Here is a 15,473-nt window from a genome sequence, read left to right as displayed (position 1 = left end):
ATGAATAATGTTAAGGTTTTGTTAAATTTGTTCGTTGAATATTTACAAATTGAGAAAAGTTATTCACAATATACAGTTGTGAATTATGTCACTGAAATAGAGAATTTTTCTTCCTTTATGGAAGAGCAAGCACTCGAACATCTAGAAGAAATTACATATAATGATACACGTTTATATTTGACGGAGTTACATAAAAGAAAGTATTCTAGGAAAACAATTTCAAGAAAAGTATCTGCATTAAGAAGCTTTTTTAAGTTTTTGGTAAGAGAAGAAATGCTTGATGAAAATCCATTTTCATTAGTGTCATTACCAAAAACAGAGCAAAAAAATACCTAAATTTCTTTATGAAAAAGAAATTGAAAAACTGTTCTTGGTCTCAGATTGTGAAACTCCTTTAGGGCAAAGAAATCAGGCGTTGATTGAGATTTTATATGGAACTGGAATGCGTGTTAGTGAGTGCTGTAATATTAAACTTACAGATCTTGATTTTCACATCGGAACAGTTCTTGTTAATGGGAAAGGTGGAAAACAAAGATATATTCCCTTTGGAAGCTATGCATTAGATGCTCTTGAGCAATATATTAAAGAAGCAAGAAATACTCTAACCAGTCAATTAAATACTTCAGATCAACATACTTATTTATTTGTTAATCACCGTGGTACTCGATTAACTGATCGTGGAGTAAGACATATCTTAAGTGAATTAATTAAAAAAGCTTCATCGACACTTCATATTCACCCCCATATGTTAAGACATAGTTTTGCAACACATCTTCTAAATGAAGGTGCAGATATGAGGAGTGTTCAGGAATTGTTAGGTCATACACATTTGTCATCAACACAAGTGTATACTCATGTGACCAAAGCTCATTTAAAAAGAATCTATATGTCCCACCACCCAAGAGCTTAATAGAGAGTACAAGGAGGTAAATATATGAACCAATTTCATGCGACAACCATATTTGCTATTCAACATAATGGTAAGGCTGCAATGGCAGGAGATGGCCAGGTCACTTTCGGTAACGCAGTGGTTATGAAACATACTGCAAAAAAAGTAAGAAAGCTTTTTAATGGTAAAGTTATTGCGGGTTTTGCAGGATCTGTAGCAGATGCGTTCACATTATTTGAGTTATTTGAAAATAGACTTGAAGAATACAATGGTAACTTACAAAGAGCTGCTGTTGAACTAGCAAAAGAATGGCGAAGTGATAAAGTTCTAAGGCGATTAGAAGCAATGTTAATTGTCATGAATGATGAACATTTATTGCTAGTTTCAGGAACTGGTGAGGTTATTGAGCCTGATGATGGAATATTAGCAATTGGTTCTGGTGGTAATTATGCTTTGTCTGCGGGACGTGCATTAAAGCGCTTCTCAGGTGAAAGTTTATCTGCGAAAGATATTGCACAAAATGCATTAACAATAGCTGGTGAAATTTGTGTATACACCAATCTAAATATTATTGTCGAAGAACTTTAAAAAGGGAGGCATATAGATTGAATAAAGAGCTAACACCAAAACAAATTGTTGAAAGACTTGATCAATATATCGTAGGACAAAAGGATGCTAAGAAAGCGGTTGCGGTAGCACTTAGAAACCGTTATAGAAGAAGTCTTCTAAGTGATAAGCTTAGGGATGAAGTTGTTCCTAAAAATATTCTTATGATTGGACCTACGGGTGTTGGGAAAACGGAAATAGCGAGAAGAATTGCTAAACTATCTGGTGCTCCTTTTATTAAAATAGAAGCGACAAAGTTTACTGAAGTTGGTTATGTTGGTAGAGATGTTGAGTCAATGGTTAGAGACTTAGTAGAAACTTCGGTTCGCCTTGTAAAGGAAGAAAAGATTGCAGATGTAAAAGGACTTGCAGAAGAAAATGCTAATAAAAGACTTGTTGATATTCTTGTTCCTGGGAAGAAAAAGCAAAGTACAGCTAAAAATCCTTTAGAGATGTTATTTGGAGGAGCTGGTGCTAATCAAGGTCAAGAACAGGATGAGACTACTGCTGAAGAAAGTAGTATCCAAGAAAAACGTCGTCGTATTGCACATCAATTAGCATTAGGTGAATTGGAAGATCAATATGTAACAATAGAGGTAGATGAACAACAAGCATCAATGTTTGACATGCTTCAAGGCTCTGGGATGGAGCAAATGGGAATGAATATGCAAGATGCGTTAGGTAGTTTCATGCCTAAAAAAAGGAAGAAAAGAAAGCTAACAGTAAGCGAAGCTAGAAAAGCTTTAATAAATGAAGAAGCTAGTAAATTAATTGACATGGATGAAGTAACTCAAGATGCTATTATTAGAGCAGAGCAGTCAGGAATTATCTTCATTGATGAAATCGATAAAATTGCCGGGAAATCAAAAGGTGGAGCTTCTGCAGATGTTTCAAGAGAAGGTGTGCAACGAGATATTCTTCCGATTGTAGAAGGATCAACAGTGGTCACAAAATATGGATCAGTAAAAACAGATCATGTATTGTTCATTGCAGCAGGAGCTTTTCATATTGCCAAGCCTTCTGATTTAATTCCAGAGCTACAAGGAAGATTCCCAATACGTGTAGAATTAACTAAATTAAGCATAGATGATTTTGTTAAAATATTAGTTGAACCAGATAATGCATTGTTAAAACAATATCAGGCATTAATCGAAACAGAAGGTATACAATTAGAATTTTCTGACGATGCTATACGTAGATTAGCAGAAGTAGCATTTGAAGTAAATCAAGATACTGACAATATTGGAGCGAGAAGATTACATACAATACTTGAACGCTTGTTAGAGGATCTCTCTTTTGAAGCTCCAGACATAAATTTAGAAAAGATTGTCATTACTCCGCAATATGTTGAAGAGAAATTAGGAAAAATATCTAAAAATAAAGACTTAAGTCAATTCATATTATAACAACTTAATATGTTACAGGAGGAACCAATTATGGCTCTATTACAAAAAACGCGTAAAATTAACGCAATGCTTCAAAAAGCAGCAGGAAAACCAGTGAACTTCAAGGAGATGTCCGAAACATTAAGTGAAGTGATCTTAGCGAATATATTCGTTGTAAGCAGAAGAGGAAAGCTTTTAGGTTTTGCAGTAAATCAGTTAATTGAAAATGAAAGAATGAAAAAAATGTTAGAGGATCGTCAATTTCCAGAAGGATATACGAATAATCTATTTAATATAACTGAAACTTCATCAAATATTGATGTTTACAGTGAATATACGGCATTTCCGATTGAAAATCGTGAATTGTTCAAAAATGGTTTGACTACTATTGTTCCTATTATTGGAGGCGGTGAACGTCTAGGTACGTTGATCTTAGCAAGAGTCCAAGAACAATTTGAAGACGAAGATTTAATTTTAGCTGAATATGGAGCAACTGTAGTTGGAATGGAAATTCTACGAGAAAAAGCAGAAGAAATTGAGGAAGAAGCTCGAAGTAAAGCTGTTGTTCAAATGGCGATAAGCTCTCTATCATATAGTGAACTCGAAGCGATTGAGCATATATTTGAAGAGTTAAATGGTAATGAAGGCTTGTTAGTAGCAAGTAAAATTGCAGACAGAGTTGGAATTACACGTTCAGTTATTGTAAATGCACTAAGAAAGCTTGAAAGTGCAGGAGTTATTGAGTCCCGCTCTTTAGGAATGAAGGGGACATATATTAAAGTTTTAAATGATAAGTTTCTTTTAGAATTAGAAAAAATGAAAGCAAATTAATAAAAAAAGCACTTCTATTTTTAAAATAGAGGTGCTTTTTTCTGTTTTATAACGAAACCTTAAGTTTTTAGTTTAATTGGTGCCTCAACATTTGAATTTTCATCAAAGGTTATTTATTAACTCATAGAGAGTGAAGAGGTGAGGTAAGTTTTTCCTAGGTCTTTGGATTGTTAATAATAGTAATGAAACAATTGTGTAATTCTTACTTATTTACACTAATCTGATTAATAAATCCTGCATCTGTTATTAAAATTGGAAAAAAATTATATGTAGGGATTTGTCGAAAAATGTGTTACGTTTGTACAAGAAGAAATAACACCCCTCAATATCTGTTAAACCTTTGTAATATGCTACTTTAACATTAAAATTCAGTTAACAATGCGCATAGTCCAATAGTCCTTAATGTAAAATATATAGAAAATCCGACTTTTTTTTACAAAGTCTTGATAGACTTTAAGACTATTATTTCATACAATTGAAATATCAAGTAACAGATTTCGACACTATACGATACGATCGTATTTATTATTTTGTGAGGGGACACTATGAAACTTATTTCAGGCACAATTACAAACTTAGAAAATGCAATATCATATTCGACTGCAAAACAGAAAGTAATATCAAATAATATTGCCAATATAGATACACCAAATTATAAAGCCCAAGATGTACGTTTTAATAAAGCTCTGTCAAATGAGATGAGTAAGTTTAATGCAATTAAAACAAATGAAAAACACATAGACTTTGGTTCTGCTTCTAGAGCTCATCAAATTGTAACGAAAAATAACACCAACTATCAACACAATGGAAATAATGTTGATATTGATCAAGAAATGACTGCAATGGCAAAAAACCAGATTCAATATAATGCGTTGATTGATCGTTTAAGTAGTAAATATAATTCGTTAAAAACAGTAATTAAAGGTGGAAGGTAATTATGTCAATTTTTCATGCGATTAATACATCTGGTTCTGCATTAACAGCACAGAGAGTTAGAATGGATGTTATTTCTTCAAATATGGCTAATATGGATACAACTAGAGGGGAATTTATTGATGGTGAATGGCAACCATATCGAAGAAAAATGGTTGTTACTCAGCCCAATGGTACTAATTTTTCATCTTTTTTGAATAAAGCAATGGGATCTTCAGCTAAAACAGATGGTGTAAAAGTTACTGAAATAGTAGAAGATGATACACCATTTGAACTTATCTATGATCCAGAGCATCCAGATGCGAATGATGAAGGATATGTTGCAATGCCAAATGTTGATCCATTAAAAGAAATGGTTGATTTAATAAGTAGTACACGTTCATATGAAGCAAATGTAACTACGATGAACGCAACAAAGGGAATGTTAATGAAAGCTTTAGAAATCGGGAAATAGGTGAGATGAATGATAAATCGCGTTAGTCCATTTCAAATTGCAACACAACAATTACAACAAACACAACTACAACAAAAACCAGCAATCGGATTAGATAAAAATACTGCTACAAACAATGTAAGCTTTGGAGATTTTTTGAAAGAGTCAATAAATCAAGTTAATCAAGCACAAACTAATTCAGACAAAATGACGAATGCCCTTGCTAGTGGTCAAAATGTTGAATTACATGATGTGATGATTTCTGCTCAAAAATCAAGTGTTGCATTAACAATGGCTGTTGAAGTACGGAATAAAGTAATAGAAGCCTATCAAGAGATGATGAGAATGCAAGTTTAATTACTAGTTGATGTTATAAGTAAGAAAAAACGCATGTCATCGTAACCGGGGGATTTTATGGAATGAACGAGAAACTAACGAACACTAAAAATAAACTATTAACTATTTGGCAAGGCAGAACCAAAGGACAAAAAACACTAGCAATAGTTAGTACAATTTTGTTTTTTGTTATAGCTGGTTCGCTAACTTATTTTATCTCTAAGCCTAATTTGGTCCCTCTATACTCAAATCTCTCACCAGCAGAGACAGGGCAGATAAAAGAAACGTTAGATGCTAAAGGAGTTAAATCAGAAATTATAAATAATGGTTCATCAATCTTGGTTCCAAAAGAATTAGTTGATTCATTAATGGTTGAACTTGCTGCAGAAGGAGTTCCAAACTCTGGAGTTATTGATTATTCCTTTTTTGGACAAGACACTGGTTTTGGAATGACAGATAAAGAGTTTGATGTTATTAAACTAAAAGCCACACAAACTGAGCTAGCAAACTTAATGAAGGGTATTGAGGGAGTAAATGATGCAAGTGTAATGATCAACCTTCCAACTGAATCAGTTTTCGTAGGCGATCAAGTTGAAGGCTCATCAGCATCAGTTGTTCTTAACTTAAAACCTGGTTCTCAGTTAGATCAAGAAAATGTAAATGCATTATTTCATTTAGTTTCTAAAAGTGTACCAAATCTTACTACAGATAATATCGTCATAATGGACCAAAACTTTAATTATTATGACCTAAATAATGGAACAAATTCATCTCAAGGTGCAAATTATGCTTCACAACAAGAAATTAAATCGCAAATTGAACAGGATATACAACGAAATGTTCAAAAGCTTTTAGGTACAATGATGGGTCAGGATAAAGTTGTTGTAGCAGTAACTACTGATATAGACTTTACCCAAGAAACGAGAGAAGAAAACCTAGTTTCTCCAGTTGTTGAAGGAAATGATGAAGGTATTGCTGTTAGTGTTGAAAGAATAACAGAAGCTTATACAGGTAACGGTGCTGCAGCTGCTGGTGGTGTAAACGGTGCTGGTGCTGAGGATATCCCAGGTTACGAAGGAGCAGCAGAGGGTACTGGTGATGGTGATTACGAACGAATTGAGGAAAGAATTAATAATGAAGTAAACCGGATTAATAAACAAATAGTTGAAAGTCCATACAAAGTTCGTGATTTAGGGATACAAGTAATGGTTGAACCACCAGATCCGGATGATCCATTATCTTTCACTCCTGAAAGAGAAGAAGATATTCAACAAATTCTCTCTACAGTTATACGAACATCTATAAATAAGGAAGCCAATGAAGAACCATTAACAGATGAAGAAATTGCAAATAAGGTTGTAGTATCTGTTCAAGCGTTTGATGGTAAGCAACAATTTGCTGAAGCACAAGCTGAGCAAGCAATCCCAATGTGGATTTGGATCGTTGCTGGAGTACTATTATTGGCAATTGTTATTCTAATAATTTTACTGGTTAGAAAGAAGAAACAAGAAAAAGAAGAATTTGAAGATGAAGAATTTGAAATACAAGATCCAATTAATGTACAGGATATAAATAATGAAGTTGAAACTGAAGGAACTGTTCGTAAGAAGCAACTAGAGAAAATGGCAAAAGAAAAACCGGAAGATTTCGCCAAACTTCTTCGTACATGGATTTCAGAGGATTAGGGGGTTAAGATATTGGCTAGGAAAGAAAATAACACGTTAAATGGTAAACAAAAAGCTGCCATTCTCTTAATCTCTTTAGGTCCTGAAGTGTCAGCGTCAGTTTATAAACATTTATCAGAAGAAGAAATTGAAAAACTAACTTTAGAAATATCAGGAGTTCGAAAAGTTGAAGCTAATAAAAAAGAAGAGATAATTGAAGAATTTCACGATATTGCAATGGCTCAAGATTTTATTTCTCAGGGTGGTATTTCATACGCTAAGCAGGTGCTAGAAAAAGCGTTAGGTGAAGAAAAAGCATCAAGTATTATTCACCGTTTAACATCATCATTACAGGTAAGGCCTTTCGATTTTGCTAGAAAAGCTGATCCGTCCCAAATATTGAATTTTATCCAAAATGAGCATCCACAAACAATTTCACTCATTTTGTCTTATTTAGAGCCAGCACAATCTGGACAGATTTTATCTGAACTTCCACAAGAATTGCAAGCTGATGTTGCTAGAAGGATTGCTGTTATGGATCGAACTGCACCAGAAATTATCAATGAAGTAGAACAAATACTAGAAAGAAAATTATCTTCAACTGTGACTCAGGATTACACACAAACTGGTGGTATTGAAGCAGTTGTTGAAGTGTTAAATGGTGTAGATAGAACTACAGAGAGAACGATACTTGATTCATTAGAAATCCAAGATCCAATGCTTGCAGAAGAGATTAAAAAGCGAATGTTTGTATTTGAAGATATTGTTACTCTTGATAACCGTGCTATTCAGCGTGTCATAAGAGATGTAGAAAACGACGATTTAATGCTATCTCTTAAAGTTGCTAGCGAAGAAGTACGTGATGTTGTATTCAAGAATATGTCTAAACGAATGGTAGACACATTCAAAGAGGAAATGGAATATATGGGCCCTGTAAGACTCCGAGATGTAGAAGAGGCTCAATCAAGAATTGTTGGAGTGATTAGACGACTTGAAGAAGCAGGTGAAATAGTCATTGCCCGTGGTGGAGGAGATGATATTATTGTCTAGGCTTATTAAGTCACATTTTACCAGAAATAATCAAGATGGAAGACAAATATCAGTTCAAACCTTACAAGACATACTAAGTGACAAATATAAAGAGGTCCAAGATCCGGAAATCACTCTTCAATCGTCGTTAATTATTCAAAAAGCAAATGATGAAGCTGAACGACTTGTTCAAGAAGCGATTGAAGAAAAAACTAGAATAATGGAACAGCTTACTCATGAGAAGACGTTATGGGATGAAGAACGTGAACAAGTATTTGAGATGGCTAGACAAGAAGGATACGCTGAAGGTATAGAGCTTGGTAGACAGGAATCTTTAAGGCAATACGAGTCAATTATTACTGAATCTCAAAAAATTGTTGATATGGCTAAATTAAATTACGATGAAAAAATTCAGATGGCAGAAAACGAGATACTGAATCTAGCTATTAAAGTAGCTGAGAATATCTTGAATTCAACTTTAGATAATACACCTGAAAGCTTTTTACCTATCGTTAAAAAGGCACTTCTAGAAGTGAAGGATTACGAAAATATTAAAATACACGTTCATCCTGTTTTTTATGAATTTGTTTTAGGGCAAAAAAATGAACTACAATCACTTGTGACAAATAGCACAGACATAAATGTTTATGCAAATGCAGAATTAAATGAGAATGATTGTTTTATAGAATCTGCTTATGGACGAATTGATTTAAGTATTGATACTCAATTAGAGCAATTAAAACAACAGCTAACAGAATTTTTAAACAGAGGTGAGCACTAATTGAGAGCAATGGATCTTATGACAGTAATTGACACAATAGATTCCTATAAACGATTTGGTAAAGTGAAGAGGGTTGTTGGGTTAATGATTGAATCAAGAGGACCCGAGAGCTCAATTGGAGATTTATGCTATATTTACACAGGCTCTAATCAAAAAACTAAAATCCCAGCTGAAGTTGTTGGCTTTAAGGATGAAAATGTTTTATTAATGCCTTATTTGGAAGTAACAAATATTTCTCCTGGAAGTATTGTAGAGGCAACAAATGAGCCTCTTAAGATAAAAGTAGGTACAAGCTTGATAGGTCACGTAATAAATGCATTTGGTCAGCCATTAAATGAATCTAGTTTACCAACAGGATTAACAAGTGTACCAACTGACCAATCTCCACCAAATCCAATGAAGCGCCCTCCTATTGATGAAAAGATTGAAGTAGGAGTAAGGGTTATTGATAGCCTACTAACTGTAGGAAAGGGCCAACGTGTTGGTATTTTTGCAGGAAGTGGTGTTGGTAAAAGTACTTTAATGGGAATGATTGCTCGTAATACAAATGCTGATTTAAATGTGATCGCACTAGTAGGAGAGCGTGGTCGAGAGGTTAGAGAGTTTATTGAACGCGATTTGGGACCTGAAGGGCTCAAGCGGTCAATTGTCATTGTAGCTACTTCAGATCAACCTGCATTAATGAGGATCAAGGCTGCTTATACAGCAACAGCTGTGGCCGAATATTTTCGCGATAAAGGGTTAAATGTCATGTTTATGATGGATTCTGTTACTCGAGTTGCGATGGCTCAACGTGAAATTGGCTTAGCTGTAGGAGAACCACCTACTACAAAGGGGTATACACCATCGGTTTTTGCAATATTACCGAAGTTACTTGAACGGACTGGCACAAATGAAAAAGGAACAATTACTGCATTTTATACAGTTCTAGTTGATGGTGATGATTTAAATGAACCAATTTCAGACACCGTTAGAGGGATTTTAGACGGTCATATTGTTTTAGATCGTCAATTAGCAAATAAGGGACAATTTCCTGCAATTAATGTATTAAAAAGTATTAGCAGGGTTATGAATCAAATTGTTGATGACAGTCATAAAGCATCTGCAACAAAATTACGAGATCTTCTTTCAACCTATTTAAACTCAGAAGATTTAATTAATATTGGGGCATATAAACGAGGTTCATCAAAAGAAATTGATGAAGCGATAAGATATTATCCAAAAATTATCTCATATTTAAAACAAAGTGTTGAAGATAAGGTAACAATCGATCAAAGCATCTATTCTCTTATAGAGTTTATGGAAAAAGGTGAGTTTTAATGACTTTTCAATTTCGATTTCAAAAAGTAATGGATATAAAAGAAAATGAAAAAGAGAAATCATTAGCGGAATACAACCAATCTGTTAACGATTTTGAAAATATGGCACACAAATTATATGAATCTCTGAAACAAAAAGAAATTTTAGAAGAGAATACCTTATCAGGACTTCATAAAGGAATATCTGTTCATGAAATCCGACATTACCAACAATTCGTAACGAATATAGAAAAAACTATTGCACATTACCAAAAATTAGTTTCTTTAACTAGAAACAGAATGAACGAACAACAGGTTAAATTGATGCAAAAAAATATCGAAGTAAAAAAATATGAGAAATTAAAACAAAAACAACAAGAAGATTATTTAGTTGACTTGAAATATATAGAGAACAAGCATATGGATGATCTTTCGATTCAGTCATATATGTATCGTGGAAATTAGGTGATATGAAAAATGAAAAATGAAAATGATAAACAGGATTATGGGAAAATCCAGTGGTTTTTCTTTGTTATTTTGATTCCTATTCTCTTCACGATTACTTTAGTAGTTGTCATTTTATCTGTTGCAGGCTTTGATGTTATAGGTAAATCAAAAACTGTGTTACAAAAAGTACCTGTTATTGAAAATTTATTTAAAGAAGAACAAGCAGAAACCTCAGACACCTCAAAGCAAACATCTTTAGAGGAAGAAGAAAATGAGAAATTAAATCAAACAATTGAAGAACAAACAACAATGATTAGTGCCTTGGAGAAGGATGTAACTTTAAAAGAAAAAGAAATCCAAAAACTTAATCAAGATATTAGTTCTTTAGAAAAACAGTTAGAAGAAATAAATATTACCTCAGAATCTGAAACTAAAGCAAAAGATATTGGAAAGTTATACGATAATATGACAAGTAAAAAAGCAGCTGAGATTATTCCTAATCTATCTCAGGATGATGCAATGCTTATTCTAACTTCATTAGATGATAAGCAAGTTGCTGATATATTGACAAAGATGACTGTTGAAGATGCTGTGAAGTTTACGAATCTTTTAGCAACAAGTGCACAGTAGAAAGGGGGTATTGTTATGAATATTTCTCTATTTTTTGAAACGAAAAATGTTACTCCTCAAGTTAAAGAAAAAGTTAATACGAACACAAGTGAAAATAAATTCAAAAATATCTTATCTTCAATTGATTCAAGTGCTAATTCAAGCAATAGAAAAATGAGTGTTGAACAAAAAGATCCTGATTTACCTAATCTTTCAGATATATTAGATGAGGTGAATGAATTTCTACAAGATTCCAATTTAAGATTGGTAGATTCAAATAATATATCTGAAGAAAATCAAGATGAATTTATTTTGGATTTATTATCAAAATTGAAAGAAGTACTAAACTCAGACATAGCATTTAATGAGCTTAGTAATGAAAATCTTGATATACCTTTAGGTGTAAATTTGCTCCTGATTGTTAGTAAAATGAATAATTTTACTGAAATAGACTCACCTATAAAAAAAGGCATCCTCTCAAAATTAAATCAATTACTGGAAAGTGAGTTTTCTAGTTATAATTCTCCTCCTAACAATAATACGAAGGATTTAATGAATTCATTAAATGCTATGAATGTTGATGATAAGGCTTTGTTAGAAGGACAGTTACAATTTATCTTAGGTAATAAGCATCTTAAAGAAGAGACAAGATATTATCATAGTTTATTATCGGATATGCCTGATAAATCTCTAAAAAATTCTATGAAAACTATTGTTGAAGAGTTTCTTCCTAAAGAAAATTCTACTAAAAATTTAGAAAAGATATTGTTATCTGAAGATAAGAATAAAATACAGCATTTATTAGATAAATTATTGATGAATGAACATAAAATGGAGGACACTCTACCAAATAACCAACTATTATCTCAGAAACAAATCATTGATAATAAAGGGTCTAGTAAATTATTGGACCAGACAATTTCTCTTAATTTAGAGTCATTATCTCCAAAATATCAACAAATAAATTCTGAGGGTGAAGTAAACTCAGCCAAGTCTGAATTCACTAATAAACTGTTAGAAATATTGAAAGAAAGTAGATTATCTCAACTTAATAATGGGTCTGGAAGAATGATTGTGAAGCTAACACCTGAACACTTAGGATCGATTACTATAAAGTTAGTAAAACATAACGGTACAATGACAGCTCAAATAATTGCTAATAGTCAGTCTGCTAAAGAGTTACTGGAGTTTAGTAGTTCACAATTAAAACAATCATTACCAAATATAAATATTGAGATTGATCGTTTTGACGTATATACAGAGGATAAGTCTCAACTCTTTAAACAATATAAAGAGAATAAAGAGAATAAAGAGAATAAAGAAGATGATCAACAAGATCAAGTTTATTCAGATGAAGAAGATCGTGAAGGTAATTTTAAAGAAACTCTTCTTGATGCTTTAAATATTATGGTGTAGGAGGTAGCTATATGAGTACGACAATAGATACAAACCTTTTGCTTTCAAAGAACGTATCAGTTAGAAATACAGGCTCAAATTTAGGGAAAGATGAGTTTTTAAAAATATTAATGACACAGCTGCAAAATCAGGATCCATTAAATCCAATGGAAGACAAAGAGTTCATTTCTCAAATGGCTAGCTTTTCGTCTCTGGAGCAGATGACAAATATGAGCTCTCTATTAAGTAAATTTGTTAATTCACAAAGTGGTCCAGCTGACTTTCTCAAGTATTCAGAACTAATCGGCAAAGAAATCGAATATAAAAGTGAAACTGCAGATAATGGTGTGGGAGTCGGAATTGTAAAATCGATTAAACAAACTGAAAATAATATATTAGTTGAGCTCAATGATGGCACTGAAGTATCGAGTGACCTAATTAAAAAGATTAGTCAAGCATAAATAGATATTGTTCTAAGAATTGTCAGGTTAACAAAACTTATTTCATACTTAATTAATAAAAATAGTAATGGGTAGTACAATTCATTTCTATTTTTCAAAAGGGAGAGAAAAACTATGTTACGGTCCATGTATTCTGGTATAAGTGGTATGAAAAATTTTCAAATGAAATTAGATGTTATTGGTAACAACATTGCAAATGTAAATACTTATGGTTTTAAGAAGTCACGTACGACATTTAAAGATTTAATCAGCCAACAAATTTCAGGAGCAGGTGCAGCAAATCAAAATCGTGGTGGAACAAACGCTCAACAAATTGGATTAGGTTCGCAAAGCTCTTCTATTGATGTTATTCATACTACAGGTGCCACACAAACAACAGCTAGAACACTTGATTTAGCACTTGCTGGAGATGGGTTTTTCCCAGTTGCAACTATTTCTGATTTAGCTCGTGTTGGGGTTGATCGTGGTAATCAAATGGGCAGCAATGTGATTACTGGAGCGATAGATCGAGCTATGGACATTAGTTATACAAGAGCTGGAAATTTATATTTAGATGATCGAGGTTACTTAGTTACTGCAGAGGGAATGTATTTAGTTGGTGAAACAGGTGAAAAATCTCTTCCTACTAATCCAGAAATCAATAAAGCAAATGCTGCATTAGCTGCGATAAATATATTCCAGGGGTCATATAAGAATACCCTTGATGCTGTTAAAGTGCTTGAGAATAAAACCAACACACTTTTGACTGCATATACTGAATATAATGATGCAGTATCCACAGGAACAGCAGCAACTGCATCAGCTGCTTATGGAGCATTACAATCTGCCTATAATGATTTTAATGATTATGTTTCTGATCCAGGAGTTAATAGTTATGCTGGTGGAAATGGTTTTAATGATATAGTGAAGCAATTTAATGACACGAATGCTGACGGAGAAGCAGTTAAGGAATTAAATGATAGTATTACAACTTTTAATGGTGCTCCTGTAAGCGAAATTGTTAGCCCGATTAGTACAATTGTTTCTAAGCTTACTTCAGGGACAGACTATCCTGCTACACTAAATCCGACTGCAAGTGGTGCGGTAGTACCTAATAACGATGTAGATTCGATAAAATCTTTAATTGATAAAGTAACAAATTTCAAAGTTGATTTAGATCAAGTAGCCCAATCTGTTGTAACACTCGAAAACGCTGCTGAAAATTTACTTTTACCAAAATGGTCAGATAGCTTAAGTGGGGAAGCGGGACTTATTCAAATCCCATTAAATGCAAAGAGCTTTTCAATCGGACCTGATGGTACAGTTACATTTGTTAATAACAGTGGTCAATTAAATGTAGCTGGTCAAATAAGACTTGCAAATTTTGCAAATGCAGGTGGTTTAGAAAAAGTAGGAGGAAACTTATTCAGAGAATCAGCTAACTCAGGTACTGTTGATAAAAATGGAAATGGTATAACCTTAAATGAATTATTTGCACCAGGCACTGATGGAGCAGCATCTATTGTTGCTGGTGCACTGGAAATGTCAAACGTAGATTTGTCTGAAGAGTTCACAGAAATGATTGTAGCTCAACGTGGGTTCCAATCTAATACGAAAATAATCACTACCTCAGATGAGATTCTACAAGAGCTTATGGGCTTAAAACGTTAATAAAGGGGGATGGGGCTGACCGACTTACTATAACCTAAGTCAGCCCTTAAAAATCTATGATCCAATTAACTAGATTAAACGGCAAGTCATTTTCCTTAAATGCTTTATTTATAGAAGTTATTGAGTCATTTCCTGATACAACAATCACTTTATCAAATAATCATAAGTATGTTGTAAAAGAATCTGAACAAGAGGTATGTAAAAAAATTGTTAAATTTTATCATAAGATTAACGTTTTGTCGCTAAGGAACGACTCGGAGGTATTGGACGATGAATAAGAAGCTTTTAAGTATTATGCTTGTCATTATCGTATCTATTACACTTATTGGGGTAACAGCACTAGTTGTTGTTATGAAATTTTTAGGAGATGAAGATGAGCACAAACAGCCGTCAGCAAAGGAAGTTGTTGAAGCTTCTGTAGACATTCCAGAGATCACTACAAATTTATCCAGTGGTAATATAGTACGTTTATCATTTAAAATTGAAACAGATTCAAAAAAAGCTATGGAAGAATTAACGCAACGTGAGTTTCAAGTTCGTGATATCATAATTTCTGAATTGGGCAACATGACAACTGAACAGTTAGAAGGAAAAGAAGGCATGGACAAGTTTAAAGAATTAATTAAACAAAAAATAAATGAATTAATGCAAGAAGGCAAGGTCAATAAGGTTTATACCACTTCCTATATCCTTCAATAGAATATGACAATTATAATAGGAGGTGAA

The 15,473-nt window shown here is 33.2% G+C and carries 17 protein-coding genes and 1 pseudogene; all 18 read left to right on the top strand.

Annotated features, from left to right (window positions below; genetic code table 11):
- The 18 genes and pseudogenes from xerC to fliL all read left to right on the top strand — a co-directional run bounded on the left by xerC (position 1) and on the right by fliL (position 15,446).
- Positions 1-910: pseudogene (gene xerC / locus JOC75_RS24190) on the top strand (tyrosine recombinase XerC).
- A 24-nt stretch (positions 911-934) separates the two neighbouring features.
- Positions 935-1,477, top strand: a complete 543-nt coding sequence (gene hslV / locus JOC75_RS06275; RefSeq protein ID WP_146946714.1) for an ATP-dependent protease subunit HslV — start codon at positions 935-937, stop codon at positions 1,475-1,477.
- Between the two features lie 17 nt (positions 1,478-1,494).
- Positions 1,495-2,901, top strand: a complete 1,407-nt coding sequence (hslU, locus tag JOC75_RS06270) for an HslU--HslV peptidase ATPase subunit (RefSeq protein ID WP_204953188.1) — start codon at positions 1,495-1,497, stop codon at positions 2,899-2,901.
- Positions 2,902-2,931: 30 nt separating this feature from the next.
- Positions 2,932-3,711 carry a GTP-sensing pleiotropic transcriptional regulator CodY gene (gene codY, locus JOC75_RS06265; protein WP_146946712.1) on the top strand — a complete coding sequence of 260 codons (780 nt, stop codon included), beginning with the start codon at positions 2,932-2,934 and terminating at the stop codon, positions 3,709-3,711.
- Between the two features lie 545 nt (positions 3,712-4,256).
- The gene (flgB, locus tag JOC75_RS06260) at positions 4,257-4,646 is read left to right on the top strand and encodes a flagellar basal body rod protein FlgB (RefSeq protein ID WP_204953187.1); all 390 of its coding nucleotides are present in this window, start codon (positions 4,257-4,259) and stop codon (positions 4,644-4,646) included.
- Between the two features lie 2 nt (positions 4,647-4,648).
- A complete protein-coding gene (flgC, locus tag JOC75_RS06255) occupies positions 4,649-5,098 on the top strand; it encodes a flagellar basal body rod protein FlgC (protein ID WP_204953186.1) in 450 nt (149 codons plus the stop codon).
- Between the two features lie 9 nt (positions 5,099-5,107).
- Positions 5,108-5,434 (top strand): flagellar hook-basal body complex protein FliE, encoded by a 327-nt coding sequence (fliE, locus tag JOC75_RS06250; RefSeq protein ID WP_204953185.1) that lies wholly within the window; start codon positions 5,108-5,110, stop codon positions 5,432-5,434.
- Positions 5,435-5,496: 62 nt separating this feature from the next.
- Complete coding sequence (fliF, locus tag JOC75_RS06245; RefSeq protein WP_204953184.1) at positions 5,497-7,098, top strand: flagellar basal-body MS-ring/collar protein FliF; 1,602 nt, start codon at positions 5,497-5,499, stop codon at positions 7,096-7,098.
- Positions 7,099-7,110: 12 nt separating this feature from the next.
- A complete protein-coding gene (fliG, locus tag JOC75_RS06240; protein WP_146946707.1) occupies positions 7,111-8,127 on the top strand; it encodes a flagellar motor switch protein FliG in 1,017 nt (338 codons plus the stop codon).
- Complete coding sequence (gene fliH / locus JOC75_RS06235; protein ID WP_204953183.1) at positions 8,120-8,887, top strand: flagellar assembly protein FliH; 768 nt, start codon at positions 8,120-8,122, stop codon at positions 8,885-8,887. Before fliG ends, fliH begins: the two co-directional genes overlap by 8 nt.
- A gap of 9 nt (positions 8,888-8,896) precedes the next feature.
- Positions 8,897-10,207 carry a flagellar protein export ATPase FliI gene (gene fliI, locus JOC75_RS06230; RefSeq protein ID WP_204953529.1) on the top strand — a complete coding sequence of 437 codons (1,311 nt, stop codon included), beginning with the start codon at positions 8,897-8,899 and terminating at the stop codon, positions 10,205-10,207.
- Positions 10,207-10,650, top strand: a complete 444-nt coding sequence (fliJ, locus tag JOC75_RS06225) for a flagellar export protein FliJ (protein WP_204953182.1) — start codon at positions 10,207-10,209, stop codon at positions 10,648-10,650. The genes fliI and fliJ overlap by 1 nt, the downstream gene beginning before the upstream one ends.
- Before the next feature lie 12 nt (positions 10,651-10,662).
- A complete protein-coding gene (locus JOC75_RS06220) occupies positions 10,663-11,262 on the top strand; it encodes a MotE family protein (protein ID WP_204953181.1) in 600 nt (199 codons plus the stop codon).
- Between the two features lie 15 nt (positions 11,263-11,277).
- Positions 11,278-12,657, top strand: a complete 1,380-nt coding sequence (locus tag JOC75_RS06215) for a flagellar hook-length control protein FliK (RefSeq protein WP_204953180.1) — start codon at positions 11,278-11,280, stop codon at positions 12,655-12,657.
- A gap of 11 nt (positions 12,658-12,668) precedes the next feature.
- Positions 12,669-13,097 (top strand): flagellar hook assembly protein FlgD, encoded by a 429-nt coding sequence (gene flgD / locus JOC75_RS06210; RefSeq protein WP_204953179.1) that lies wholly within the window; start codon positions 12,669-12,671, stop codon positions 13,095-13,097.
- Between the two features lie 114 nt (positions 13,098-13,211).
- Positions 13,212-14,747 carry a flagellar hook-basal body complex protein gene (locus JOC75_RS06205; RefSeq protein ID WP_204953178.1) on the top strand — a complete coding sequence of 512 codons (1,536 nt, stop codon included), beginning with the start codon at positions 13,212-13,214 and terminating at the stop codon, positions 14,745-14,747.
- 56 nt (positions 14,748-14,803) lie between these two features.
- Positions 14,804-15,025, top strand: a complete 222-nt coding sequence (locus tag JOC75_RS06200) for a flagellar FlbD family protein (RefSeq protein ID WP_204953177.1) — start codon at positions 14,804-14,806, stop codon at positions 15,023-15,025.
- The gene (gene fliL, locus JOC75_RS06195) at positions 15,018-15,446 is read left to right on the top strand and encodes a flagellar basal body-associated protein FliL (RefSeq protein ID WP_204953176.1); all 429 of its coding nucleotides are present in this window, start codon (positions 15,018-15,020) and stop codon (positions 15,444-15,446) included. The genes JOC75_RS06200 and fliL overlap by 8 nt, the downstream gene beginning before the upstream one ends.
- The last annotated feature ends 27 nt before the right edge of the window (positions 15,447-15,473 follow it).

It is taken from the genome of Metabacillus crassostreae (assembly GCF_016908395.1).
Taxonomy (GTDB): Bacteria; Bacillota; Bacilli; order Bacillales; family Bacillaceae; genus Metabacillus; species Metabacillus crassostreae.
Note: the sequence above shows the minus strand (reverse complement) of the source record. Positions and strands in the feature narration are given on the sequence as shown.